This window comes from Paenarthrobacter sp. OM7 (assembly GCF_029873575.1).
Lineage (GTDB): Bacteria > Actinomycetota > Actinomycetes > Actinomycetales > Micrococcaceae > Arthrobacter.
The window spans coordinates 220,800-246,415 of sequence record NZ_CP123579.1 but is presented as its reverse complement, the minus strand read 5'-3'; the positions used below and the strand labels follow the sequence as shown (position 1 = coordinate 246,415).

At 63.6% G+C, this 25,616-nt stretch carries 27 protein-coding genes; 8 read left to right on the top strand and 19 right to left on the bottom strand.

The window, feature by feature from the left end:
- Positions 1-68 precede the first annotated feature (68 nt).
- Positions 69-1,145, top strand: a complete 1,077-nt coding sequence (gene disA / locus QEH68_RS01215) for a DNA integrity scanning diadenylate cyclase DisA (RefSeq protein ID WP_024819020.1) — start codon at positions 69-71, stop codon at positions 1,143-1,145.
- A gap of 37 nt (positions 1,146-1,182) precedes the next feature.
- On the opposite strand, the gene QEH68_RS01210 is transcribed toward disA, so the two are convergent.
- Positions 1,183-1,905, bottom strand: coding sequence for a hypothetical protein (locus QEH68_RS01210; protein ID WP_280625803.1), 723 nt, complete (start codon positions 1,903-1,905; stop codon positions 1,183-1,185).
- Positions 1,906-2,019: 114 nt separating this feature from the next.
- Between QEH68_RS01210 and QEH68_RS01205 the strand changes: the two genes are divergently transcribed.
- The 3 genes from QEH68_RS01205 to QEH68_RS01195 all read left to right on the top strand — a co-directional run bounded on the left by QEH68_RS01205 (position 2,020) and on the right by QEH68_RS01195 (position 5,095).
- A complete protein-coding gene (locus QEH68_RS01205) occupies positions 2,020-2,970 on the top strand; it encodes an A/G-specific adenine glycosylase (protein WP_280625802.1) in 951 nt (316 codons plus the stop codon).
- Positions 2,971-3,083: 113 nt separating this feature from the next.
- Positions 3,084-3,566, top strand: coding sequence for a hypothetical protein (locus QEH68_RS01200; RefSeq protein ID WP_207595759.1), 483 nt, complete (start codon positions 3,084-3,086; stop codon positions 3,564-3,566).
- A 143-nt stretch (positions 3,567-3,709) separates the two neighbouring features.
- The gene (locus tag QEH68_RS01195) at positions 3,710-5,095 is read left to right on the top strand and encodes a cation:dicarboxylase symporter family transporter (RefSeq protein ID WP_242703477.1); all 1,386 of its coding nucleotides are present in this window, start codon (positions 3,710-3,712) and stop codon (positions 5,093-5,095) included.
- On the opposite strand, the gene QEH68_RS01190 is transcribed toward QEH68_RS01195, so the two are convergent.
- Positions 5,055-5,879 (bottom strand): helix-turn-helix domain-containing protein, encoded by an 825-nt coding sequence (locus QEH68_RS01190; RefSeq protein ID WP_280625799.1) that lies wholly within the window; start codon positions 5,877-5,879, stop codon positions 5,055-5,057. The two genes, QEH68_RS01195 and QEH68_RS01190, sit on opposite strands and share 41 nt — an antisense overlap.
- Positions 5,880-5,956: 77 nt before the next feature.
- On the opposite strand from QEH68_RS01190, the gene QEH68_RS01185 reads away from it, so the two are divergent.
- Positions 5,957-6,469 carry a VOC family protein gene (locus QEH68_RS01185; RefSeq protein ID WP_280625797.1) on the top strand — a complete coding sequence of 171 codons (513 nt, stop codon included), beginning with the start codon at positions 5,957-5,959 and terminating at the stop codon, positions 6,467-6,469.
- 45 nt (positions 6,470-6,514) lie between these two features.
- On the opposite strand, the gene QEH68_RS01180 is transcribed toward QEH68_RS01185, so the two are convergent.
- From QEH68_RS01180 to lysS, 15 genes are all read right to left on the bottom strand, one after another.
- Positions 6,515-6,874 carry a VOC family protein gene (locus QEH68_RS01180; protein WP_089593224.1) on the bottom strand — a complete coding sequence of 120 codons (360 nt, stop codon included), beginning with the start codon at positions 6,872-6,874 and terminating at the stop codon, positions 6,515-6,517.
- Between the two features lie 4 nt (positions 6,875-6,878).
- Entirely contained in the window at positions 6,879-7,139 is a 261-nt protein-coding gene (locus tag QEH68_RS01175; RefSeq protein ID WP_280625794.1) for a DUF4235 domain-containing protein, read from the bottom strand.
- A 101-nt stretch (positions 7,140-7,240) separates the two neighbouring features.
- A complete protein-coding gene (locus QEH68_RS01170) occupies positions 7,241-7,417 on the bottom strand; it encodes a CsbD family protein (RefSeq protein WP_035760998.1) in 177 nt (58 codons plus the stop codon).
- Between the two features lie 90 nt (positions 7,418-7,507).
- On the bottom strand, positions 7,508-8,182 hold the full coding sequence (gene dhaM, locus QEH68_RS01165; protein ID WP_280625792.1) for a dihydroxyacetone kinase phosphoryl donor subunit DhaM: 675 nt from the start codon (positions 8,180-8,182) through the stop codon (positions 7,508-7,510).
- On the bottom strand, positions 8,179-8,841 hold the full coding sequence (gene dhaL / locus QEH68_RS01160; protein WP_280625790.1) for a dihydroxyacetone kinase subunit DhaL: 663 nt from the start codon (positions 8,839-8,841) through the stop codon (positions 8,179-8,181). The genes dhaM and dhaL overlap by 4 nt, the downstream gene beginning before the upstream one ends.
- A 2-nt stretch (positions 8,842-8,843) precedes the next feature.
- The gene (gene dhaK / locus QEH68_RS01155) at positions 8,844-9,845 is read right to left on the bottom strand and encodes a dihydroxyacetone kinase subunit DhaK (RefSeq protein ID WP_207595753.1); all 1,002 of its coding nucleotides are present in this window, start codon (positions 9,843-9,845) and stop codon (positions 8,844-8,846) included.
- A 183-nt stretch (positions 9,846-10,028) separates the two neighbouring features.
- Positions 10,029-10,217 (bottom strand): hypothetical protein, encoded by a 189-nt coding sequence (locus QEH68_RS01150; protein WP_207595752.1) that lies wholly within the window; start codon positions 10,215-10,217, stop codon positions 10,029-10,031.
- Positions 10,218-10,229: 12 nt separating this feature from the next.
- Positions 10,230-11,678, bottom strand: a complete 1,449-nt coding sequence (locus QEH68_RS01145; RefSeq protein WP_207595751.1) for an FAD-binding oxidoreductase — start codon at positions 11,676-11,678, stop codon at positions 10,230-10,232.
- Positions 11,679-11,844: 166 nt separating this feature from the next.
- Positions 11,845-12,354, bottom strand: a complete 510-nt coding sequence (locus tag QEH68_RS01140; protein ID WP_207595750.1) for an amino-acid N-acetyltransferase — start codon at positions 12,352-12,354, stop codon at positions 11,845-11,847.
- An 83-nt stretch (positions 12,355-12,437) separates the two neighbouring features.
- Positions 12,438-14,555 carry a prolyl oligopeptidase family serine peptidase gene (locus tag QEH68_RS01135; RefSeq protein WP_280625785.1) on the bottom strand — a complete coding sequence of 706 codons (2,118 nt, stop codon included), beginning with the start codon at positions 14,553-14,555 and terminating at the stop codon, positions 12,438-12,440.
- A gap of 117 nt (positions 14,556-14,672) precedes the next feature.
- A complete protein-coding gene (locus QEH68_RS01130; protein ID WP_280625783.1) occupies positions 14,673-15,890 on the bottom strand; it encodes a glycosyltransferase in 1,218 nt (405 codons plus the stop codon).
- Positions 15,891-16,046: 156 nt separating this feature from the next.
- Positions 16,047-18,539 (bottom strand): ATP-dependent Clp protease ATP-binding subunit, encoded by a 2,493-nt coding sequence (locus QEH68_RS01125; RefSeq protein ID WP_089593213.1) that lies wholly within the window; start codon positions 18,537-18,539, stop codon positions 16,047-16,049.
- A gap of 370 nt (positions 18,540-18,909) precedes the next feature.
- Complete coding sequence (locus QEH68_RS01120) at positions 18,910-19,236, bottom strand: Lsr2 family protein (RefSeq protein WP_172326157.1); 327 nt, start codon at positions 19,234-19,236, stop codon at positions 18,910-18,912.
- 129 nt (positions 19,237-19,365) lie between these two features.
- Positions 19,366-19,539, bottom strand: a complete 174-nt coding sequence (locus tag QEH68_RS01115) for a hypothetical protein (protein ID WP_280625780.1) — start codon at positions 19,537-19,539, stop codon at positions 19,366-19,368.
- 2 nt (positions 19,540-19,541) lie between these two features.
- The gene (gene lysS, locus QEH68_RS01110) at positions 19,542-21,071 is read right to left on the bottom strand and encodes a lysine--tRNA ligase (RefSeq protein WP_089593211.1); all 1,530 of its coding nucleotides are present in this window, start codon (positions 21,069-21,071) and stop codon (positions 19,542-19,544) included.
- A gap of 76 nt (positions 21,072-21,147) precedes the next feature.
- On the opposite strand from lysS, the gene QEH68_RS01105 reads away from it, so the two are divergent.
- The 3 genes from QEH68_RS01105 to QEH68_RS01095 all read left to right on the top strand — a co-directional run bounded on the left by QEH68_RS01105 (position 21,148) and on the right by QEH68_RS01095 (position 23,822).
- Positions 21,148-22,044, top strand: coding sequence for an alpha/beta hydrolase (locus tag QEH68_RS01105; protein WP_207595746.1), 897 nt, complete (start codon positions 21,148-21,150; stop codon positions 22,042-22,044).
- Between the two features lie 9 nt (positions 22,045-22,053).
- A complete protein-coding gene (locus QEH68_RS01100) occupies positions 22,054-22,908 on the top strand; it encodes an alpha/beta hydrolase (protein ID WP_207595745.1) in 855 nt (284 codons plus the stop codon).
- 80 nt (positions 22,909-22,988) lie between these two features.
- Positions 22,989-23,822, top strand: coding sequence for an alpha/beta hydrolase (locus QEH68_RS01095; RefSeq protein ID WP_207595744.1), 834 nt, complete (start codon positions 22,989-22,991; stop codon positions 23,820-23,822).
- Here the strand turns inward: QEH68_RS01095 and QEH68_RS01090 are convergent.
- Both QEH68_RS01090 and QEH68_RS01085 read right to left on the bottom strand, forming a co-directional pair.
- Positions 23,819-24,664 (bottom strand): EamA family transporter, encoded by an 846-nt coding sequence (locus tag QEH68_RS01090; protein ID WP_280625776.1) that lies wholly within the window; start codon positions 24,662-24,664, stop codon positions 23,819-23,821. The genes QEH68_RS01095 and QEH68_RS01090 overlap by 4 nt on opposite strands.
- 8 nt (positions 24,665-24,672) lie before the next feature.
- Positions 24,673-25,551, bottom strand: a complete 879-nt coding sequence (locus tag QEH68_RS01085; RefSeq protein ID WP_280625774.1) for an alkaline phosphatase family protein — start codon at positions 25,549-25,551, stop codon at positions 24,673-24,675.
- Between the last annotated feature and the right edge of the window lie 65 nt (positions 25,552-25,616).

The following is a 25,616-nucleotide window of genomic DNA, read 5'->3' as shown; positions in this document are numbered from 1 at the left end:
TGAGTGCCCACTGACGCCGGATTCAGCTTGTCTGTGAGCCGAGGCTTGCACCTTCGAAGGGAAAACCTATGGCCCGGAGCCCGGAAGAGTCGCTTAAGGCGACCCTGGCCAGAGTCGCACCCGGAACCCCGTTGCGAGATGGCCTGGAACGCATCCTCCGCGGACGGACCGGAGCCCTGATTGTCTTGGGCTACGACCGCACCATCGACTCCATCTGTTCCGGCGGGTTCGATATCGGCATCGATTTCTCCCCCACGCGCCTGCGTGAGCTGGCCAAAATGGACGGCGCCATTATCTGCGACAAGGACGCCAGCAACATTGTCCGCGCCGCAGTCCAACTGGTCCCGGATTCGAGCATTGAAACCCAGGAATCGGGCACCAGGCACCGCACCGCTGAGCGGGTGGCCATCCAGACCGGCGTTCCCGTGATCTCCGTCAGCCAGTCGATGCAGATCATCGCGCTGTACGTGAACGGTTTGCGCCACGTGCTGGAGGGCTCCGAAAAGGTCCTCGCCCGCGCCAACCAGGCCCTGGCAACGTTGGAACGGTACAGCGCCAGGCTGGACCAGGTCACCAGTTCCCTCTCCGCCCTGGAAATCGAGGCCCTGGTCACTGTCAGGGACGTTGCCGTCACCTTGCAGCGGCAGGAAATGGTCCGTCGCATCTCGGAGGAAATCGCCCAGTACGTCCTGGAACTGGGCGAAGACGGCCGTCTGCTATCCCTCCAGGTGGAGGAACTGACCATGGGCCGCGGGCCGGGCAGCGACGTCATCATCCGCGACTACTCGGATCCCGACGCCACGCCTGAGGAGATCGAGGAAGCCGTCCAGGCACTCCTGAACCTGGGCCCCACCGAACTGATCGATCTCAGCCGCATCGCGCACATCATCGGTTTCGCCGGCGGTGTTGAGCAGTTGGACGCAGTGGTCCAGCCGCGCGGCTACCGGCTCCTTTCGGGCCTCAAGTCAGTGCCTAAAGCCGTGGCCGACCGCTTGGTGGACTACTTCGGCGGGCTCCAGAACCTGATGGCAGCCACCATTGATGACCTGATGACCGTGGACGGCATCGGCGATCAGCGCGCCCGCACAGTGCGCGAGGGCCTGAGCCGCATGGCCGAGGCCAGCCTGCTGGACCGGTTCCTCTAAGCCGCCTGCCGCCGTCGAACGCCGGCTCAGCAGGAGCTTACTTCAGCTGGAAGACAGCCTTGGGGCTTGCCTTGTTTCCCAGCCGCGCCTCGAAGGTGTAGTACGCGCCGCCGCCACCCGGCTTCGCGTTGATCGCGCCACAGCCTTCCAGTGTCCGGTTGCGCTGCCACGGGAAGTTCGCGGTTTCGCTCTTGCCGGGCTGGATGGTTTTGATGAGGTCTTCGCCGCCGGTCTGGCAGTCCTTGGAGGAGAAGATGCGGTCCGCGCCGCTCATCACCAGATACTCCATTTGGGAGGTTCCCACGTTGACCTCGCACGGAGCGTTGCCTCCGTTGGTGATGGTCATGGTGAGCAGCGGCTTTTCTTCCGCACCGTAGGCTGGCTTGTCGGTCTTGGCCGCGACAGTCATGAGGTTGAAGTCGCACACAGGCGTCGGCGAAGCAGACGGCGACGGTGTCCCTGACGGCGCAATTCCCTGCGTCGGCACCTGCGAGGCTTCCGGGGTGCTGGCGGCTTGGGGCTCATTCCTTCCGGCGAGCGCACCCGTAAGGGCCACCGCGCCTCCCACCAGCAAGGCGATCACCAGCAGCAGGGCGCCGAAAACCACCTGCCGACGACGGCGGTACACGGCAGGGCTCGGGCGTCGCTTTTTCGCCGGGGTACCGCGGCTTGTTGTCCCGCTCCGGGATGAGCCACGGGCAGCACCCTTTGCCGGCGCTGATGAGCGCGCGGTCGACTGCTGCTTTCCGTTGGTGGCCATGGTTCTAGGCTAGGCTCGTGGCCCTCGGGGCCCTAACCTACACGCCGCAGGGCCCTAATCCGGGACTGTGTGACGTCGGCCATGGCCCGGGGTTCCATTACAGTTGAGGGCAGTATGACTCTTCCCGATGCCCACCAACTGACCGCGCTCCACAGCGCCTTGGATCAGTGGTTTGCCGACGCCGCCCGGGACCTTCCGTGGCGCGAGCCGGACTGCAGCGCCTGGGGAATCCTGGTCAGCGAAGTCATGCTCCAGCAGACTCCCGTGGTTCGGGTTCTGCCCGTGTGGCGGGACTGGATGGACCGCTGGCCTACCCCGGGCCACCTTGCCGACGAGCCGTCGGGCGAAGCCGTCCGCCATTGGGGCCGACTCGGATACCCACGCCGCGCCCTGCGACTGCACGCGGCCGCCGTCGCCATCCGTGAGCAGCACGGCGGCAACGTTCCTGACACGTACGCAGAACTTTTGGGTTTGCCTGGCGTGGGGAGTTACACGGCTGCCGCCGTCGCCGCCTTCGCTTTTGGTCGACGCGAAACCGTGGTGGACACCAACATCAGGCGGGTCCACGCACGCCTTATTTCCGGGAACGCACTTCCTGCGCCGGCGCTGACCGCAGGCGAAATGCGGTTGGCTGAGGCCCTCCTTCCCGTCGAACAGGAACTGTCCGTGCGCTGGAACGCGTCCGTCATGGAACTGGGAGCCATGGTGTGCACGGCCCGCAGCCCCAAGTGCGCGGACTGTCCTGTCCGCTCAAGCTGCGCCTGGCTCGCCGCGGGTGAGCCGCCGCCGTCGTACACGCCCAAGGGCCAGTCCTGGCACGGCACCGACCGCCAGGTCCGCGGTGCCGTGATGGCCGTCCTCCGCGAGGCCGCCACCCCCGTCCCGCGCCAGATGTTCGAGCAGGCGCCGGCGGATCTCGGATTCGCGCCGTCGGGCATCGGGATCCCCCTCGCTGCGTTGCACCGGCTCAACTCGGCGCCGGAGCAACTTGAGCGCGCACTGGATGGCCTGTTGGTGGACGGCTTGGCAGAGATGCACGACGGCGGGCTGCGGCTTCCGGCCTAGCGTTTGGCAGGCGCGGTATCGGTTCGGCAACGGTACCGGGTGAGCCGTAACAATGCAGGTGCCTCTTTGGGACGCACGGGAGACGCCGGCCCCACGCGGTCCTACCCTGAAGCATGGGCAAAATCGGAGTGGCGTTGACCCTTGCTGGAACGGCGGCTTTGCTTCCGGGCTGCTATCCCGAAGCCGCAGCCTGCCCGGCCATTGGGCACATTGCAGGGGTGTCCCTGAGTGTTGCAGCGAGTTACGCAGACCAGGTGGGGACGCTGCGGCTCAAGGCCTGCCAGGACGGTACCTGCACCGAAAAGGACCTGGACCTGCACCCTGGTGCCGTAGCCGTGGACCAAGGCTGCACGCCGGACGGCGTGTGCTCGGCGACGTCATCTCCTGACGGGACTCTTCTGGGTTCCATCGAGCTTCCGACCCTCAGCGAAAGCCCCCTTGAAGCGACCGTCAGCGGCACCTCTCCCTCCGGCACAGCGCTGCCCACGCGGACATTGACCTTCACGCCCAAGGGCGATTATCCGTACGGCGAGCAATGCGGCCGCGTCATTTCCGCCGCGGTGAGCTTGGATGAAGACGGGCTAAGTCAGACCTAAACTTTCCACATCGTGAAAATCTTGTTCCGATATTAAACACAACAGGCTTCAGGAATTAGCAATTCGGAAACAAGGCCCTCATAGCGTCTTGTGTGATCCCAGCCGCGACCGCAGCGCGGCCCCCGCACAGACAGGCACCCCCCTTGAAAATTCCCACACCCACGGCTTCCGTGACTCCAGCAGCGAAGAAGCCACTGTACAAATCCTTGTTCTTCCAGATTTTGGTGGCCGTGGTGCTGGGCATCGCCATAGGGTACCTATGGCCAAACATAGGGGCTGCCCTTCGCCCACTGGGCGACGGCTTCATTCAGCTCATCAAAATGATCATCGCTCCACTGATTTTCCTGGTCATCGTCACGGGGATCTCTGCCGTGGGGGACGTCAAGTCCGTAGGCCGCGTAGGTGTTAAGGCACTGGTCTATTTCACCGGCGCCACACTCTTCGCCTTGGCATTTGGGCTGGTGGTTGCCAATCTTGTGCAGCCGGGCGCAGGCCTGAACATTGACCCGGCGTCCTTGTCCGAGGATGCAGTGAACGCCAAGACCACCACCGCTCCACCCAAAGATGCGGGTCAGTTCCTGCTGGGCATCATCCCCACCAGCGTCATAGGAGCCTTCGCGTCCAACTCGCTGCTCCAGGTCCTGTGCTTCGCCATCTTCTTTGGCGCAGCCATCGTGGTGGTGGGCCGCGAGAAGTGCAAGCCCGTGATGGACCTCATGGAAACGACACTGGAGCTCTTCTTCAAAATCATGGCGTGGGTCATGCGGGTCGCCCCCATTGGAGCCTTCGGCGCCATGGCCTTCATCATCGGCCAGTATGGACTGAGCTCGTTGAGCACCTACGCCCTCTTGGTTGCTGCATGCTACGGCTCAGCGCTGGTCTTCATTGGCCTCCTGTTTGTGGTGGCTTGGGTCTACCCGCGCGTTCCCCTGTGGCAGTTCATCAAGTACTCCCGCGAAGAATTTATGCTTGCCCTGGGCACGGCCTCCACTGAATCCGTCCTCCCCCGCATCATGACCAAGCTGACCAACGCCGGTTGTTCCCGGGCAACCACAGGCCTGGTGGTGCCCACGGGATACTCGTTCAATCTGGACGGAGCCGCCCTTTACCTTTCCATCTCCCTTCTTTTCCTTGCCCAGGCCTTTGGCCACAACCTGGACCTGGGTCAGCAACTGGCAGCGCTCGGCATCCTGATGCTCACCTCCAAGGGCATGGCCGGCGTTCCCGGTTCCGCCTTCCTCGCCCTCTCCGCGACGGCCGGGGCGCTGGGAATCTTCCCGGTGGCAGGAGTTGCACTCCTGCTTGGAGCGGACCGTTTGATGGACTCCATGCGGGTTGTGGTCAACTTGCTGGGCAACTGCGTCGCCACGTTCGTGGTGTCCAAATGGGAAGGTCAATTCGACCGCGAGGCAATGCTGGCAGCTTTCCGCGGGGAGGACACGATGCAAGAGGACACCGACGCGGCAACCGAGCTTTCGGCGCCGGCACTCAAAACTCCCCAGCTGACCTCCGGTACGTACTCGGGGTAAAGCCCAAGTACTTCTGGAAGTCGTTCGTCAGATGCGCATGATCGGCATAGCCGAGTTCGACGGCGATCGCCGCAAGGTCCGCTGTTGGATCGGACCGGGTACGCTCGGCGGCATCCTGAAGCCTCCGGCGACGTATGAGTGCTGCGGGGCTGAGTCCTATGTACTTCCTGGCCAACCTCTGCAGCGTTCGCGGTGAAACCGCCAGCCGGGCGGCAGCGTCCTCGAGCAAAAGCACCTCTGGGTCGGAAGCGATCACATCCATCATCCGGTTCGCGAGCAGGGCTTCCTCCGAGAGCACTGCGTCGAGTGAAACCAGCCACGCAACAAAGGCCTCGACTGCCCGCTTGCGGTGAGTGCCGTCGTCGCGCGTTGTGGCACTGCGGGGCTGCATGGCGCTGCGAGGCGGGGCCATCGCGGCCGAAACCGCAGTGTGCAGCTCCATCATTTCCAGAGCCAGTTCCCTGTCCCGCAAGGCGCCGGGGTCGTCGGTAAACAATGGCACGGCCGCCGGGCGGAGCAGCGCACCCACGGCCCAGCCAGAGCCGGTCAGGTCGCGGTGTGCGGCACGGGTGGTTGGTCCCGAAAAGATGACATCCGCAGGCTGCACCACCAAGTTGGACGCAGGGTAGGCGATGAGGTGTTGCCGGGAGGTCCGCCCGGGTTCGATGTCCCACTCGGGGATCCAGAACCACTGCACCAGCCCGGCTACCAATGCCGGCGGGGGAACGCGGTTGAAGGTGGGTAGTCGCGCGGGGTACAGGATGCCCTTGAAGGAACCCTCCATAAGCCCCTCCCGGGTCGGCGTGAACCTGTCGCGAATCTCCAAGCGCCCGGCACCCGGAGGCACGTAGCGTCGTATCCATGACAGATACTACAAGCACAGAATCGACCACGGCCGCCCACGGGGAGCACACCACCCACGGCATTCCCAACGGTCTCACCAGCCTCACGCCGTTCCTCTCGGTGCCCAACGCCAAGGAGGCCATTGCTTTCTACCGTGATGTGTTCGGGGCCAGGGTTGTGGGCGAGACCGAGATGGGAGGGGTGGTTGTCCACGCCGAACTCGACTTCGGAAACGGCCACCTCCAGCTGGGTGAGCCCAACCCCGAATATCACTTGGTCCAAGCACCGTCCGGCGAAGACGACTGCTATTCGCTGGGCCTCTACTGCTCCGACGCGGACAGCCTGGTCCACAAAGCGGAGCAAGCCGGCGCCGCCATCCGGGAGCCGTTGACCACCTTCGTCTCAGGTGACCGCTACGCGAGCATCCGCGATCCGTTCGGCGTCCGCTGGTCCATCATGACGCGTGTCGAGGACCTCTCCGAGGAAGAGAGCAACCGCCGCGTCGAGGAATGGGCGGCACAGCAGGGCTAAGGACCGGGAGCCGCCACAGGGTTCGGGCCCTGCGGCGGCCAAGCCCTAGCTAAGGCAGAGACAAAACGGGTGCCCGGCCGGATCAAGGAACACCCGGAACGTCTCACCGGGCTGATGGTCGGCCTTGGTGGCTCCCAGCGAGAGCGCAACTTCTTCGCCCTTGTCCAGGTCTTCCACCACCATGTCCAAATGCATTTGCTGCGGAATGGTCTGCCCGGGCCACACCGGCGCTTGGTAAACCTCCACCTGCTGGAAGGAGATGCAGTTACTGCCGTCGCTTGGGCGGATATCGAACCAGTCGCCCTTGTCCTCGACGTCCCAGCCGAAGAGCTCGCCATAGAAGGCAGCCAAGACAGCCGCGTCGGGACAATCGATGACGACACTTGGGAACTTAGCAATAGCCATGGTGTTAGACCTCGTCAGCCGATTTCTTCATGCGGACCAGGGCGCTCTTGGTGCCCCGCTGGGTGAGGACGTGAACCACGGCGGCGACGGCGGCCGAGACAACCGCGAAGACCAGCACGCCCGGAAGTGAATCATTGAGGTTTGTGCTGTCCTTGGGGGCAGGTTTGCCGGTCTGCTTCTCCCAGAGGCCCTCCAGCGTCTTGTTTGCCAGCGCACCGGCGCCAAGACCGATTGCCAGGCCGAAAATTTTCACCAGTATGTTCACGTAGATCCTCCATCAAGTTTGGCGCCAGCGGACGACGCCACAACAATCGCCTCACAAAACAAGGCAGGGCCGCTGCAACCGCAGCGGCCCTGTCCGGATACCTAGTCTTTCTTGAAGGCGTCCTTCAGCTTCTCGCCGGCGCCCTTGAGGTCGGCCTTCGTCTGGTCGCCCTTGCCTTCTGCTTCAAGACGCTCGTTGTCCGTCAGCTTTCCGGCAGCTTCCTTGGCCTTGCCACCAAGCTTCTCGCCAGCGTTCTCCATCTTGTCGTCAGCACCCATGATTCGCACCTCTTCCTTGTAGTGAACCTGTACCTCTACAACATCACTAATCAGCATACTTAGCAATATTTGTCAGCAAATCCGTCCGAACTAGAGCTCCCCGAACCCCTCTTCCACCAACCGGCGAACATAGTCAACAGCTCTCTGCGCGTCCTTGCCGCGGGCTTCGACACGAAGCGTGGAACCCTGGCCGGCCGCGAGCGCCATGAGCGCCATGATGGACATGCCATCGACGCCGTTCACGGTCACCTCGGCGTCCAACCCGGACAGGCCGCCTGCGATCTTCGCGGCGGGCCGGGCGTGCATGCCCAAAGGGTTGATGAGCTCGAAGTCGCCGATGGCGTCCGGCGCAATGGCGCCGGCTTCAGCAGGCTCCGCAGGCCGGTACCCCGCGGCTTCCGCGGCCTTGCGGACATCCGCGACGCCGGAACCTCCTTGGGCCGCGACGGCGGCCGCCACCAGCCCCTCAACCAACGGCGCATCCGCGAGGAGCACGGCATCAGGGTCGCTGGCAAACTCCATGGCCGACTCGGCCGTCATCACCGCCGAGCCCAGATCGGTCAGTACCACCACGCCGTCACCACCGGAATCAACCAGGGACTGCTCGACGGCGGCCAGCACCTTCTCCAGGCTGGTTCCGATCCGATCGTCGTCAGTGCCCCCGGCGGCGACCAATTCGACGTCGGGCGCCATTTGCGCGGCGAGCTCCACCGCTCCCTCGGCTATCTTGCTGCTGTGTGAAACCACCACGATCCCAACCGTCATACGGCGTCGGTTCCTGTCTCAGCCGTGGAACCGGCAGCAGCCGCGGCGGCCGCACGGAGGAGCAGCGCCGTTGAGGCCGCCCCGGGGTCGCGGTGCCCTGCGCTGCGCTCCCCCAAATAGCTGGCCCGCCCTTTACGCGCCACCAAGGGATCCGTTGCCATCGCCCCGGTCTCAGCTGCTTCGGCAGCTGCCTCCAGGACGCCCACCGGATCCGCGCCGCCCGCTGCTGCTTTTTGGGCCGCTTCCACGGCAGGTGTCCACGCGTCGATCATGGTCTTGTCCCCAAGCTCGGCTTTGCCGCGCGCCACCACGCCATCACGTGCGGCGGTGAGAGCGGCCGCCAGGGTTTCAGCGTCGATCTCGGCGGCATCGCCCAGCGAGGTAGCTGCCCGCAGATAGGCCGTCCCGTACAACGGTCCGGCAGCGCCACCCACCTTGGACATGAGGGCCATCGCGGCGGCTTTGAGCGCGGCTCCGGGAGTTGGGGATGGCGCCTCGTCGAGCTTCTGGAGGACGGCTTGGAACCCGCGGTCCATGTTTTCGCCGTGGTCCGAGTCGCCGATCGCCCGGTCCAGTTCGATCAGTTCCACGCGGTGCTCTTCCATGGCCTTAGCGGAAAGTTTCAACCAGTCCGTGGCCCAGTCAACAGTCAACCCCATATTCAGGCACCCCAGCGCAGTGCTGCAGTGTGGACAGGGGCATCCCAGAGCCGGGTCATCTCGTCATCAAGGCGCAAGACCGAGACCGAACAGCCCTGCATCTCCAAGGAGGTCACGTAGTTGCCCACCAGCGAACGCTCCACGGTGGCACCACGTTCGGCCAGGACCTGGGCGGCACGCCGGTAGACGATGTAGAGCTCGCTTTGCGGGGTTCCACCCATGCCGTTCACGAACAGCAGCACCTTGTCCCCGGATGCCAGGGCAAGATCCTCCAGCACAGGCTCCAGCAGGCGGTCCGTGATCGCGTCAGCGCTTTCCATGGCGATCTTGTGCCGGCCCGGTTCGCCGTGAATGCCTATACCGATCTCGATCTCGTTGTCTTCCAGCTCGAAGCTCGGCGTGCCTGCGTGTGGCACTGTGCAGCCGGACAGTGCCACACCCATCGTCCGAACGTTGGCCACCACCCGTTCGGCGATGGCCGTGACGGTGTCAAGATCGTCACCACGCTGAGCTGATGCCCCTGCGATCTTTTCCACCAGGACCGTACCGCCTACCCCGCGCCGGCCTGCCGTGTACAGCGAATCTTCCACCGCGACGTCGTCGTTCACCAGGACCGAACGCACGTGCACGCCTTCGGCCTGCGCCATCTCGGCGGCGGTTTCAAAGTTCAGGACGTCGCCGGTGTAGTTCTTCACGATATGAACGACGCCGGCTCCTGAGTCGACGGCGACCGTGGCTGGAATGATCTGGTCAGGGGTTGGCGAGGTGAAGACGGCGCCGGGCACAGCGGCATCGAGCATGCCGAGCCCCACGAAACCTGCGTGCAGGGGCTCGTGACCGCTCCCTCCACCGGAGACCAAGGCAACCTTGCCCTCCACTGGAGCACCCTTTCGGATGACGTACTTGGGCTCGGGATGGACGTCCACAATGTCGGCATGGGCCATGCCGAACCCTTCGACGGACTCGTCCACCACTGCGCGTGGATCATTTATGAGCTTTTTCATGGGATGCTCCTGGGCGTGCTGCGGCTGGTGCTCTGACCCTACTACCGGCGGCCCGGCCCACGGTAGGCCTTGGGCGCCCTTGGTGCGGAGTTATCCCGCTGGGGGCTTTTCAGCGCGAGGCCCTGGCCACTGCCGAACTGCCCCTTCCGCCCTGCCCGCCTCCGCGGGCCGGTTCTGTGCCTGCTATTCCTCAGCCTGCGGTGCCGTCACCGCCTCGGATTCCTGCCTGGCGTGAAACTCGGGCCAGAAGGCAGAGTACAGATCCGGGTCGGAGTGCCTGTCCCCGGACCATGACGCTTCGTGCGGCCATGATCCGTGCGGAATGTCGATCTGGAAGGCGGAGAAGTCGGGGAATGTGACGCGGTTGTTCATCGCCCTCAGCCCCTAGTTGTTCAGCACGGCGTCGCCGCCGGCAGTCACAACGTCTTCAAGCAGCACTGTCTGGTCAATGACCGGGAGCCCCACTACATGCCCGAAGCTGAACATGTTTTGCGGGTCCAACTCAGCCTTTGCCTTGCGGAGCCGTTCCAATGCAGTTGCCCGCCAGGGCCGTTCCCTGTCTTCGGCATCCACAAAGTGGCCGTGCAGGTTCACGAAGGTTCCGGCATTGGCGGCGGGCCGAAGGTCTTCATGGACAGCATTGAAAACCGCGGGCAACATCGCAACCACCGGCGGGACGGCAATGGCACCCATGAAGAAGCTGAACGCAGCATCGCGGCCACCCACAATGTCATCGCCGTCTGCGCTTTTCGCCAAAGCACCGCCGAGCAACCGGAGCTCGGCCAACAGCACGGGACTTTCGACGCCGGGGCCAAAGTGCCGCAGAAGTGTTTCGGTTTCAGGCGCATCCAGCCTGTCCAAGAGGAACCCGTGTTCCATCACGGGAACCGGTTGGTCCGGGTCCTGGTGGATGGAGTCGAAGGCAGTAGCGTCAAGGGGGCCGGTGGCATCCATCATGAACGGTGCACTCCGGCGCATCGGCTCCAGGAGTTCTGCCGCCGCCGCCAGGTCACCTTGGTAGGCATAACGGAGGTGGATCACGAACTTTCCGCGCAGAGGTTCCGGCACCATTTCCATGTCCGGCAGCCGCAGGAAGGCCAGTGACGCCGAGGCCTCTACCGGCAGGGCAGGCGCCCAATCCCTGAACGCCTGCAATACTTCAGGAGCTTGCTCACCGTCAAAGTAGATTCCGCCGGCGTAGAGGTCGGAGCCGGGGAAGAGGTGGAACTCCATGGCCGTGACGATTCCCAGGTTGCCCTTGCCGCCGCGCAGGAGGAAGAACAACTCCGAATCCTCGTCCTTGGTTACCCTGCGCAGGGTTCCGTCTGCCGTGACTATTTCAAACGCAATCACGTGGTCGGAAGCGAATCCGTATTTGCGGCCCAGGATCGGCAGCCCACCACCCAGCGTGTAACCCACCACGCCTACATCAGTGGTTGAACCGCAGAGCCCCATGAGGCCGAAGGTCCCGGCGAGATCCACCACGGCCTTCCAGCGGACGCCCGCACCCACGCGGGCTGTCTTCTCCAGGGGATCAATACTGAGCTCGAGCATTCGTCGGGTGCTGATCAGCAGGCCACCCTCGATCGCGTTCGTGGCGCCGTGCCCGGTTGACTGGACAGACACGGGCACGCCGCGTTCCGCTGCCCAGCGTATCGCCGCCGAGACATCCTCTGCGTCGAGGGCTCCGAAGGCGAGATCGGGCTGGTGCTGTGTGGATAAATTGAAGGCCGCTACTTCAGCGGCGAAGCCGGGATCGGCAGGCGTGAACACTGGACCGCGCACGCTGAGTTGGAGTTCTGAAACATCTGAAAGGGACGCGTGGGACTGCATGATCTTCTCTCAATTGACCGATGTGGTGGAAGCTTCCCCAGCAAGCCTTGATCAGTTTATCCATCAATTTTAGATAAGAAAAGAGGATTAAATCACTCATAATCGGGCACTCTTGAAAACGCGCCATTTCCTGCAGATTGCGACGCGGGGGGAAGGGGAAGCAGGCCTAGAGCTGCTTGATCATGCGGGTATTGCCCAAGGTGTTCGGCTTCACCCGGGCCAGGTCCAGGAACTCCGCCACGCCTTCGTCATGTGAGCGCAGCAGCTCGGAGTACACCTGGGGATCGACGGCCGACTGGTCAGCCATGACTTCAAATCCGTGGCGCTTAAAGAAGTCCACTTCGAACGTCAGGCAGAATACACGGCTCACGCCAAGGGCGCGCGCTTCCTCAAGGAGATTCTCCACCAGGACGTGCCCCACGCCCCGCCCCCGCCAGGAATCGGCAGCCGCAAGAGTGCGGATCTCGGCCAGGTCCTCCCACATCACATGGAGAGCGCCGCAGCCAATGACTTCCCCGTCGTCAGACTCGGCGATCCGGAATTCCTGCAGGCTCTCGTAATAAGCCACAGTCTCCTTGGCCATGAGGATCCGCTCCTCGGCCAAGGGCGCCACCAGCCTCTTGATCGCAGCCACATCACTGGTGCGGGCAGGGCGGAGGCTGAAGGTCGAATTCACTCCCCCATCCTAGCGAGGCAAACAGGTGCCGGACGCCCCAGCCCCGCGCATGACTGAATGCGGGGCTGGGCCGAACGAATCGCCTAGACCCCCAGCTCCTCCGGCAAAGCAACGTCCTCGCCCAGCACCTGCTTGGCCAGGAAGTGCTCCACCACTCCGTACCAGATCTTCGCGTGCTGCGGCTGGAGCACCCAGTGGTTTTCGTCAGGGAAGTAGAGGAAGCGGTGTGGGCTCTGGCCGTTGTCGTCGGCAGGCAATTGCGAGGAGGACAGGAGTTCGTACCAGAGACGCAGTCCCTCGCCGATCGGAACCCGGTAGTCCTTGTCGCCATGGATCACCAGCATGGGTGTCTTGATGTTTCCCACGTTCAGGTGCGGAGAGTTCTCCATGGCCATTTCCACGGTCATTTCCTTCAGCCAGTACTGGGCGGCATCCGTGGTGGGACCGAACTGGTCCAGCGCCCACAAACTCGCGTGGGTAACAATCGCCTTGAACCGGTCGGTTTGGCCGGCCACCCAGTTGGCCATGTAGCCGCCGAACGATCCCCCCATCGCAGCTGTCCGCGACTCATCAATGTCCGGGCGCCCCACCACCGCGTCGGTGATGGCCATGAGGTCCGTGAAGGGCTTCTTGCCCCACTCGCCCCAGCCACGCTGGATGAATTCCTGGCCGTAGCCTGTGGAGAGCGCCGGATCGGGCAGCAGCACGGCGTAGCCCTTGGCGACGAGCAGCCAAGGGTTCCAGCGCCACGTCCAGGCGTTCCACGAACCCAGCGGGCCGCCGTGGATCCACAGCAGGAGCGGCGCAGGCTTCCCGGCCGATGCCCCTTCAGGGAGGGCGAGGTAGGCAGGGACTCGTGAACCGTCGTCCGCTGTCGTTTCAACACGCTCCAGGCGACCCTTGTACACAGGCCGCTCAGCGGGTGCCTGCAGCCTGGTCACTTCTCCGGTGGCGAGGTTTATCCGAACAGCTTCGGCCGGGAATTCGTACGAGCTCCGCAGGGCATACGCCGAGGCCCCGTCGGGAGAAAGCACGACGTCGGAATAGGCGGAAGCGTCCTGCGTCACCCGGGTGACTTCACCGTCAGCGACGCTGATCCGGAAAACCGGCGACGCGCCGTCGTCGTCCGCTTTGGCCAGGACGGCGCTGCCATCCGGAAGCCAGGCAAGGACAGTGGCCCAGCGATCCCAGTGGTGTGCCAGCGGCTCGAGGTCCGTGGTTTCGCCGCCGGCGACGTTGAGCAGGTGCAGCTTCACCTGGGGCGCCTGCGTGGGTGTGGTGTCGCTTTCGCTTTCCACAACGAGCGTGCCGTTGTCCGGACTGACGGGTCCAGGGAAATAGCTCATGCCCTCGTGGTCCAGCAGCACCTTGACGTTCCCGGTGGCGACGTCGATGGCGGCCAGCACCTCGCGGCTGTCGGCCTTGGCGAGCGCCTTGGACATGCTGGTGTAAATGGTCTTCCCGTCCGGGCTCACCACTGTTTTTGACTCACGCAGCGAGCCGCCGACGCCGGCTGTCAGGTTGCGGAGCTTGAGCGGCGCCGAGGCGTCCACCGTTGACGGCTTGCCGGGTTCCTGCTCGTCACCCTGCTCAACGGCAAAGATCCGCGGCTCTGCGGGGCCGAGGTCGGCGTCCCAATAGCGGACCGGGTAGCCGCTGTGCAGGATGGCCGAAACCTTGTTGTCTTTGCGGGCCTTTCGGCGCTCCTCGTCGTTATCCTCGTCGGCGGATCCTGCCAGGACCTCTGCCATGACGAACGTGGCGTCTACGTCCTTCGCGGTCATGACGGAACCGATGCCGCCTGGGCGTGAATGCACCACGCGGGCTTCTCCACCGTCGGCGGGGAGGAGCCACAGGGCGTTTACCGGGTCAGCGTCCGGACTGTCCGGGTCCGGGCGCGCCGAGGTGAAGTAGAGGTCGCCGGATGCCGCGAACGCCGCCCCGGCCTCACCCTTGGAACTGCGGGTGATTCGGCGTGCGCGCTTCCCGCCGGTGGGGTCGATCTCCCAGAGGGCCGAAGCGAACTCGGTTCCCTTCCCGTTCAGCGTTGACACGGTGGTGACCAAACGCTTGCCATCGGGGCTGAGGGTGAGGCCGCTGATCCGCGGGATGGCGAGGTAGTGGTCCATATGGTGGAAGGGAGTTTCGGGCTGCTCGCCCGGAGTCAGAGTGTCTGCAGAGTCCATGATCCGATTCAACATGCATTGTGCCCCCGATCACAGGGTGGTTCACTCACAGTGAAACAGTACTTTCACATATCCCGTTCCGCCTTGCTTCCCAGCGCGGCCCGTCATGCGTGCTCCCAACGCGCCCTGCTGCTACTTGGAGGGAAGTTTCCGCAAGGTCTCGACCACGGGCACAGTCCCGTCTTCCTTGCCTATGGCGGCCGCCAGGACCAGCGCTTGCTGCGCATACGACGGCGTTCTTACGGCTTCCGCGATCGCGTCACCAAGGCGCTCCGGGGACAGCTTCTTGTACGGAAGCGGTTGGGGACCGGCGCCCAGCGCCGCGATCCGCGAGGCCCAGAGTGGCTGGTCCGTATACACGGGAACACCTACCGACGGCACGCCGGCGCGCAAGCCGGCGGCAGTGGTTCCAGCGCCGGAATGGTGGACAACGGCAGCCATGCGGGGGAACAGCCATTTGTGCGGGACACTTCCAACACCCATGGCATCATCGCCCAACACCCCCTCGGCACCCTGCACAACAGCCCGAACTCCGGCACGACGCGTGGCCTCGAGGATGAAGCCGGGGTCAATGTGTGCACTGCTGCCGAAACCAACGAAGACGGGCGCTGGACCGTCGGCGAGAAAGTCCACAAGGTCGGCGGATGGCTCCCAGCCGCTGTGTTCCGGGGGCCACCAATATCCGGCCATCACCAATCCCGCGTGCCAATCGGCCGGACGCGGCAGGACGGTAGGACTGATGCCATGAAGAATGGTCGCCCGAGCCTTCCTCCGACGACGTTCGCCCGCTGCTCGACTCTCCTTGCGCAGGCCGAGCTGCTTGCGCAAGCGGGCGCTGGGAGCATCGTAGGGGGCCGGCCCCGCTGCTGCCCGCTCGCCAATGATCCTGTTCCCCAGCGCACCCAGGCTTCGAGCCGAATTCATCAGCACAGGCGGGTAGGCCGCACTCGGTTCGGTCGGCTGCAAGTGTGCGCCTATGGCCGGGACGCCGAAAGCCTCGGCAATGTCATAGGCATAGGGTGCCACCGAGTTGGCCATGATGACATCGGCCCCGGCCTCGGCGGCAGCCAGGGTTCCCTTGGCTGCGTTGTCCATGTACTCGCCAAGCTTCCGCCAGAACGTCAACACGCTGTCAGCTGAGGCTTTCGCACCCGGGGCCGGCTGCTTGATGAGTTCCGTCAGGTTCCCCGGCAGCGGCCTGAACTCGCATCCCGACTCAACAACCAGAGGGGCATAGGGAGGGTTCGCGGCAACGGCAACCTCGTACCCCAGCCCTTGCAGGCGACCTCCCAGCCCGGCCATGGGCGCCACATCCCCGCGCGTCCCCGGAGCCACCATAAGTACCCGCATTTAATCCCCGATCCGGTTCGTGAAGTTTTGTACAGATAACGCCCTCCAGAAGCCACCTTAAAGTCTCTGCCTGGACAAAAACTCCGGGCCGCCCAACGCAGAAGCCCCACCTGCTCCTTGCGGAGCGGGTGGGGCTTCCGGGATAAAGCGTTGGCCTTACGCGGTCGGAGCGATCTCCGGAATACGCGGTTTGGCGTTGCCTTCGAACGTGAACTTGGCGTCGTCACCTTCGCCGTCAACGTCCACCACGACGATGTCACCGGAGTGGATCTCGCCGAACAGGATCTTCTCGGACAGCTGGTCCTCGATCTCGCGCTGGATGGTGCGGCGCAACGGCCGGGCACCCATGGCGGGATCGTAACCACGCGTGGCCAGGAGAACCTTGGCAGCGGGGGTGAGTTCGATGCCCATGTCCTTGTCCTTGAGGCGGCGCTCCAGACGGTTCACGAACAGGTCCACAATCTCGATGATCTCGTCCTGCGTCAGCTGCGGGAATACCACGACGTCGTCAACGCGGTTGAGGAACTCGGGGCGGAAGTGCTGCTTGAGCTCTTCGGTAACCCGGGCCCGCATCCGGTTGTAGCCGGTCTGGGTGTCCGTGCCGGACTGGAAGCCCGTAGCCACGCTCTTGGAAATATCGCGGGTACCAAGGTTGGTGGTCATGATGATCACGGTGTTCTTGAAGTCCACCACGCGGCCCTGGGAGTCGGTCAGGCGGCCGTCTTCCAAAATCTGCAGCAGCGAGTTGAAGAGATCGGCGTGGGCCTTCTCCACTTCATCGAACAGAACCACGGAGAACGGACGACGACGGACCTTCTCCGTCAGCTGGCCGCCTTCTTCGTAGCCGACGTAGCCCGGAGGTGCACCGAAGAGACGCGAAACCGTGTGCTTCTCGGAGTACTCGGACATGTCCAGCGTGATGAGGGCGTCCTCTTCACCGAACAGGAACTCGGCAAGTGCCTTGGCAAGCTCGGTCTTACCGACGCCCGTGGGGCCGGCAAAGATGAACGAGCCACCGGGACGCTTGGGGTCCTTCAGGCCTGCACGGGTGCGGCGGATGGCCTGGGACAGTGCCTTGATGGCTTCGTCCTGGCCGACGACGCGCTTGTGCAGTTCGTCTTCCATCTTGAGCAGGCGGGAAGATTCTTCCTCGGTGAGCTTGAAGACCGGGATACCCGTGGAGTTCGCGAGAACTTCAGCGATCAGGTCCTCGTCAACCTCGGAGATGTCGTCCATGCCGCCGGACTTCCAGGTGCGCTCCTTCTCCGCGCGTTCGGCAATGAGCTTCTGCTCCTTGTCGCGCAGCGAGGCAGCACCCTCAAAGTCCTGGGCGTCGATGGCGGATTCCTTCTCCATCTTCACGTCGGCAATGCGCTCGTCCATGGCCTTGAGCTCCGGCGGAGCGGTCATGCGGCGGATGCGCAGGCGTGCGCCTGCTTCATCGATGAGGTCGATCGCCTTGTCCGGCAGGAAGCGGTCCGAGATGTAGCGTTCGGCCAGCTGCGCAGCTGAGGCGAGGGCGCCGTCGGTAATCGTCACGCGGTGGTGTGCCTCGTAACGATCGCGCAGTCCCTTGAGGATCTCGATCGCGTGCGCAACCGAGGGTTCCTTGACCTGGATCGGCTGGAAGCGGCGCTCCAGCGCGGCGTCCTTTTCGATGTGCTTGCGGTACTCGTCAAGAGTGGTGGCCCCGATGGTCTGGAGTTCCCCACGGGCGAGCATCGGCTTCAGGATGGACGCAGCATCAATGGCGCCTTCGGCAGCACCTGCACCGACGAGGGTGTGGATCTCGTCAATGAAGAGGATGATGTCGCCGCGGGTGCGGATTTCCTTGAGGACCTTCTTCAGGCGCTCTTCGAAGTCACCGCGGTAACGGGAGCCGGCAACCAGGGATCCGAGGTCAAGCGTATACAGCTGCTTGTCCTTGATGGTCTCCGGGACATCGCCGCGGACAATCGCCTGGGCGAGGCCTTCGACGACGGCAGTCTTACCAACGCCGGGCTCACCGATCAGCACCGGGTTGTTCTTGGTACGGCGGGAGAGGACCTGCATGACGCGTTCCATCTCCTGCTCGCGGCCGATCACAGGATCGAGCTTGTTTTCGCGGGCAGCCTGGGTGAGGTTGCGTCCGAACTGGTCAAGCACCACCGAGCCGGCAGGGGTTCCTTCCGGCTGGCCCTGGCCGGAGCCGCTGCCTGCGGTCTCCTTGCCCTGGTACCCGGAGAGCAGCTGGATGACTTGCTGGCGGACCCGGTTCAGGTCTGCGCCAAGCTTCACCAGCACCTGTGCGGCCACGCCTTCGCCTTCGCGAATGAGGCCGAGCAGGATGTGCTCAGTACCGATGTAGTTGTGGCCGAGCTGCAGTGCTTCACGAAGGGAAAGCTCAAGCACCTTCTTGGCGCGCGGCGTAAAGGGGATGTGACCGGACGGGGCTTGCTGGCCCTGGCCGATGATCTCCTGTACTTGCTCGCGAACGCCATCGAGCGAAATGCTCAGGGACTCGAGCGCCTTGGCAGCAACGCCTTCACCCTCGTGGATCAGACCCAAGAGGATGTGCTCGGTACCGATGTAATTGTGGTTGAGCATCCGTGCCTCTTCTTGGGCAAGGACGACCACGCGACGGGCACGGTCCGTAAATCTCTCAAACATTTCGCCACACTCCTAGCTACGACGTACTTTGATGCTACGTGCCGGAGCAACACTTTTGGGGCGTGTTCGCCACAGGGGAAACATGACGCCGTGGAGGAATAAAACGGGCACTTCCCCTTGACCGGGGCAGGCGACGGTGACATCCTGCCAGCCGGCCCGGGCAACCTGCCGCCGGGCCACCCCGGGAGTATTCCACAGAGGAGTAATCGGGACGGTTTGCCACTCCCCCAATAGCTCCGGTAAACGGGCCGTCCAGCACTGGGCAGATTCACGGATCATTCCTCCGACGGGCCCCGGCGGAACCCAAGAAACCCAGCTCCTTAAACAACCAATGCCCCGGCAGTGACTGCCGGGGCATTGAAGTGGTGAATCAGGAATTGGCCTTTTGGTAGGCTTCCTGAATTTCAGCCTGAATACGTCCGCGGCTGTTGACCGTGTAACCGTTATCCCGGGCCCACTGACGGATCTGTGCGGAATCCTGGTTGCGGGCCGGAGTAGCGCGACCCCGCGTCCCGCGGCCGGAAGAGGTCTTCCGGGCCTTCGCGACAAACGGTTCCAGGGCCTTCCGCAGCGACGCTGCGTTTGCTGTGGACAGGTCCATTTCGTAGCTCACACCGTCCAGGCCGAAGCGGACAGTTTCGTCCGCAGCCCCTTCATCCAGGTCATCGACGAGGATGATTTTTACTTTCTGTGCCATGAGTTGCCTCTCTTTTGGAGGGATGGATAATCAGAAATTCCCCGGGTTCCTTTCTCGATTATCGTTCACGGCAAGCACGCACGTCAAAGCACAAATGGATTCACGTGAAAGTGGAACCCATTTAGGAGCCTATTTAGCGGCTGGACCTTCGGGCGCCGGGCCGGTATTTTTTGAATTCGCTTCGGCCTGGGCGCGGGCTTCTGCCTGACGCTCGGATTTGTCTGCATTGAAGATCGACTTCATGGCAAACCAGAAGATCAAACCTACAACTATGGACGGCGCAAGAACTGCGATGTACTCCATGGTCAGTGTCCTTCAGGCTTCAGCAAGGGGAACAGAATGGTTTCGCGAATGCCGGCCCCGGTGAAGAGCATGACCAAACGGTCAATGCCGAGCCCGATGCCGCCCATGGGCGGCGCGCCGTATTCGAGGGCACGGAGGAAGTCCTCGTCCAGTTGCATGGCTTCCTCATCACCGGCGGCGGAGCGGCGGGACTGCTCCGTCAGGCGTTCGCGCTGGATGACGGGGTCAATGAGTTCGGAAAAGGCCGTGCCGCGCTCCATGCCGCCGATGATCAGGTCCCAGGCCTCGATGAGGCGCCCGTCTTCACGGTGTGGTCGGGCCAGCGGCTGTGCCGACGGCGGGTAGTCATAAACAAAGGTCGGGTTCAGCAGGGTGGGTTCCACGATCTCGCCAAACAGCTCAACCACAATCTTCTCGGCGTCCCACTTGGGGTCCACCTTGACTTCGTGCTTGGCCGCAATTGCCAGCAGTTCCTCCACCGTGGTGTCCGGAGTAATTTCCACACCCACGGCTTCGGAAATACCCGGGTAAACCGAAACCCAGGCCCATTCGCCGTCGAGGTTGATTTCGCCGGCATCCGTCTGGATGGTGCGCGTCCCTACAACGTCAGCCACATTAAGGATGATTTCCTTCATGCGCTCGGCCATAACGAACTGGTCCGCCCAGGCTTCGTAGCATTCCAGGGTGGTGAATTCGGGGCTGTGCGTGGAGTCCACGCCTTCATTGCGGAAAACACGGCCCATGTCGTAAACGCGATCGATGCCACCCACAACGGCGCGCTTGAGGAAGAGCTCGGTAGCGATACGCAGTGTCATCTTCTGGTCGAACGCATTCATGTGCGTTTCAAACGGGCGCGCGGTAGCGCCGCCGTGGACCAGCTGCAGGATGGGGGTTTCCACCTCCACGTAGCCATGGCGGTCCAGGGTGTCGCGCACCGAGCGGGTGATTGCTGCGCGCTTGTAGACCATCTCACGGGCTTCATCGCGGACCATGAGGTCCACGTAGCGCTGGCGTACGCGGGTTTCCTCGTTCAGTTCTGCGTGCAGTACCGGGAGGGGGCGCAGCGCCTTTGACGCCATGGACCAGGAGTCGGCCATGACGGACAACTCACCGCGGCGGGAGGAGATGACCTCGCCCTTGATGAACACGTGGTCGCCCAGGTCAACCAGGGCCTTCCATTCAGCGAGCGCTTCCTCGCCGACGTTGGCAAGGCTCAGCATGGCCTGCAGCCGGACGCCCTTGCCGTCCACGCCGCCCTCTTGGAGGGTGGCGAAGCACAGCTTGCCGGTGTTGCGCACGAACACGACACGCCCGGTGACACCAACGGTGTCGCCGGTGGTTTCATCTGCTTCCAAGTGTGCGTACTTCTCGCGGATCTCGCCGAGGGAATGGGTCCGTTCAACACCCACGGGATAAGCCTCCGTGCCTCGCTCGATCAGCTTGGCGCGCTTTTCCATACGGATGCGCATCTGCTCGCTGGCATCGATGGGCTCTGCGGAGGTGTTCAGGGCTGGGGTGTTTGCGGAAGTCACAGTCCTTAAGTTTACCGGTCATTGCGGACCTTCACTTCCGGGCCCCAGGATCAAGCAAACGCATAGACTCGGAGCTGTGGAGACATGGACAGTTGAAACGGTCGACGGCGGCGGGCAGCTCGAGGTGCACACCTTCCGGCCCGCGTCAGCAGCGTCAATTCCCGGCTCAAAGGAATCCGCTGAACCGGCCGGCGTCGTGCTAGTTCATGGCACTTTGGTGACGGACTCGCTGTACTGGCCGTTCGCGCGGACGCTCAGCGTCATGCTGGGGCGCCCGGTTCACAGCTATAACCGGCGCGGCCGGGGGCGGTCTGCGCCGCAGCCGTCGGGCTATTCGGTGGAAACCGAGATCGCGGACCTCCTCGTGGTGATGGAGAAGACCGGCTCCTCTGACGTTGTGGCGCACAGTTATGGCGGCTTCGTGGCGCTGCAAGCCGCGAGGCGGGCCAGGATCAACAAACTGGTCACTTATGACGCTGCAGTGTCGCTGTCAGGCAATCTCAGCAGCCGGTGGCGGCCCGAGCTTGAGGAAGCGGTCACTGCAGGTCAGCTGGATCACGCGTGGGCGCATCTGGTGCAGGGCCTGGGGACTGCCGGGCCGATTTCCTATCTGCCCATGGGGGCGCTGCGCACGCTCAGTGTCCTGTCGGCCCGGACCCGCCTGGGCTTGGAGATGCGCTCCTTGCTGCCCACGGCAGTCACCGAAATGCGCGCAGTCCTGGACGCCGATGCCCACCTTCACGACTTCATGGAACTCTCCACGCCCACGTTGATGCTCAGCGGCGGTTGGAGTCCGTCGTATTTCGCAGAGACCGGCCGCACCCTTGCCGGGGCCGTGCCGGTGATCGACTTTGCTGTGGTGCCGCTGCAGTTCCACGAAGGGCCGTTGCGGCCGGGCAAGCGGCTCGCCGCCCGCATAGCGCGGTTCCTCTCCGGGACCCGGTTCCACGGCGAACTTCCCGATGCCACCTAGGATGTTCCGGTGAGGGAACGCGATATTCAGACGCACGACGGCGGACGGCTCGCCTTGTACAGTTACGGCACCGAAGACGCGCCCGGGGAGCGCCGGGTGGTCCTCATCGGTGGCGCGTTCCTCACGGCACTCATTTATCGGCCCTTTTCCGTCGCTTTGGCCAAGGGCCTCGGTGATGGCTGGGCTGTGGACGTATACGACCGCCGGGGCCGGGGCAAATCCACCGAGCAGCCGCACTGCTACTCCATGGCTACGGAGATCGCCGATGTCCGCACCATCATGGACGCCACCGGCGCCCGGAACATCTTTGGCCACAGCCTGGGTGGGTCCGTGGCCTTGAATGCAGCCCAGGCCTTTGCGGGCACGCACCACGAGCCGGACAAGCTCGCTGTCTACGACGCCGCGGTGAACATCGACGGCAGCATGGACACAGATTGGCTGGCCGGCTTCGCGGATTCGGTGGACAAAGGCGACCTCAACCGCGCGATGGCCCGGATGAAAAGGGGCATGCACCCCGGAACTGCCCTTGCACGGGTACCCGAGCCGATTCTGGCGGGACTCATGGCTGTGGTTTCGCGGACCAAAGTGAACAAGCTTTTCCGCGAGCTCATGCCCTCAGGTGTTGGTGAGCTCAAGGCTGCCTTCGAAGCCGCTGATTCTCCGCGCGACTTCTCCGTCCTGCCTCCCAGCACGCACTTCATGGTGGGCAAGAAGAGCCCCCAGTTCTACAAGGTCACCGCTGCTCGGCTGAACAGGGCCGTTCCCGGCAGCACGTTGGAGGTTTCGCCCAAGGGATTCCATGGGTCCATTCCTGCCGCAGTGAACGAACTCGTCTCGGATATCTCGGACTACTTCAAACGCTGACTGCTTCTCCACACTGACTGCTTTTCCACATATGGGGCGGCATGCTGCCTGCATTCAGGTGGCTCGGTTAGGCTCAAGTCATGACGCGCGACATCATCATGACCCACGACGGCGGACACCTCGAAGTACTCACCACGGGCGGTGGGCTGGAAGCGGCGGGCTCCGGCGTCGTCGTCGTTCCTGCCTCAATGGTGACGGCTGCCGATTACTCGCGTTTTGCGCAGAAACTCAGCGAAGCCCTGGGCCGGCCCGTTCATACTTTCAACCGACGTGGACGCGGCGACTCATCCCCGCAGGCTGAGGATTACACGCTTGAGGCGGACATCCGGGACCTGGACGCCGTCATGAAACACACCTCCAGCACCGATGTCTTTGGGCACAGCTTTGGCGGCGCAGTAGCGCTGCACGCTGCGCGGACCCTGCCCGTGGAGCGGCTTGCCGTCTACGATCCTGCCGTGTCGGTCAACCACAGCGTCAAGGCCGACTGGACGCCGGATTATGAACGCGCGACGGCGGCGGGAGACTATGACCGCGCCCTCGCCGTCCTGATCAAGGGCGTGGAGACCGGCGGCGCCTTCGCACGCATGCCATTGTCCATGCTGACCCTGGCCAACAAGCTGGCCGCCGGTACGCCTTTGGGCAAGCAGATGCGCGAACTGATGACCTGCGGTGTCCGGGAAATTAAGGCCGTCATCGCTGCCGACATGCCCGCCGAGCCCTTCCTTGCCCTTCCACTGGAGACGCTGATCGTCGTGGGCGAAAAGAGCCCCGCCTACTTCGGTGTTGCGTGCGGCCAAATCCATGACGTCCTCTCCGGATCCAGCTACAGCATCCTCCCTGGCTCGGGACACGACGGTCCCATCAAGGCTCCGGAGAAGCTGATCTCGGAGTTGTCGGAGTTCTTCTCTGGCTAGCCGAGCTGGATGGCGGCGATGCCGGCCACCGCGATGGCCGTCAAGACCAAGCGGAGCCGGCTGAACTTTTCGTTGAAGAACACCGCGCCGATGACGCCAGCCAACAGGACACTGGTCTCGCGCAGCGCCGACACCAAGGCGAGCGGCGCCAGGCTCTGTGCGCAGACCACAATTCCGTAGGCCAGCATGGACACCAGCCCTCCGATGAATCCCGGCTTCCAGTACCGCGCCACTCGTCGTGGGAAAGAACGGCGTTCGGAGGCCATGCGCCAGCAGATCAAGGGAATCACCATGCCCTGCAGCAGGAAGAGCCACGAGACATAGGCCATCGGTTGCCCGGAAACCCGGACTCCCACACCGTCCACCACGGTATAAGCCGCGATGGCTGCCCCCGTGAGCACAGCGAAGAAGGTGCCCTGACGGTTCCTGCCGGCGCGGGCCGTTGCACTGTGTTTTGTGTGGGCCAGGCTCAGCAAGGAACCAGCGACGACCGCGACCCCCGCCAGTTGCCAGAAACTCAGTTTCTCTGCCAGGAAAGTGGTGGCGACCCCCGTGACCAACAGGACGGCAAGGCCGCGGGCCAGCGGATAAACCTGGGAGAATTCGCCGTGCTTGTAGGACGTGGTCAGCAGGATGAGATAGCAGGTCTGCAAGGCCGCCGACGCCACGACATAGGGCCACGACTGCTGTGGGGGAACTCCGAAAACCGCTGCCCCCACCAGGCCGGACACGAGATAGGCCAAGGCAATCATGGTGGACGAGGCAAGCCGGTCCGGAATCGCCTTGGCCAACGCATTCCACGCGCTGTGGAGGACCGCCGCCAGGAGAACTGCCGCTGTCACCGTAAGGGTCAACGGGAAGCTGCCGTTGTTGCGGGTCGCTCCTGCGGGTCAGTCCTGGCACCGAAGGCGAGCCCTTCAGTGTCCCCTGTTGCAACACCAAAGGTTGCCAGTACTTGGGCGAAGATGTCGGCATGGTCCACTGCCATGACGTTCCGGGGAACGCTTGCGCCGCAGGCAGCGATCCAGGCTGTACGCTCGTCCTCGGTCTCTCCCCCGTGACCACCGGCATCGACGTGTCCGTGGTCAGTCACCACTATTACGGTCCAGTGTTCGTCACCACGACGAGGCCTCGACTCAATAGCTTCCAACAGGCTTTTGACGCGGGAGTCGCAGCGTTGAATGGCTGAAAGGTAGCCGATACCCGTGCCGTTGTTATGGGCTTCGACGTCAGCCTCGCCAAAGTACACAAAGGATGCCGCAAGGTCCTCGTGTTCCAACCGTCCGGCTGCATAGTCTGCGACGGCGTTGTCGGCAGCGGCCCAGCTGCCGGCGTCGTTCGCTTCTTCAGGGTCCTCCTCCGGCACCCAACCACGGGAAGAGAATAGAGGCCCGCACGCTGTGGGTGCCGCCACAGGAAACCAGCTCGCGGCAACCATCGTGCGCAGTTCCGGCCGGGGCCCACGCAGCACCGCGGTGAAGTCCTGGTAGGCATCGAGCTCCGGTGGATGGTCACTGTTCCCGGTGACCTTGTGCCGGTCCGCATAAACCCCGGTGGCCACCGTGGCCCACACTGGCCCGGAAATAGTGGCATTCTTCCCGTGAACGCTGACGGGGAGCAGGAAGCCGTTCCGGGCAATCTGGTCCAGGGCGGGTGTCACCGCGGACAGGAGGCGGTCGTAACGGACACCGTCAATTCCTACTACCAGGACGTGGGGATCATTCTTCACAGCAATGACGGTACGTGGCTTCTGAGGCGACACATAGGGGACGCCACTCACGCCTATAGGAGACT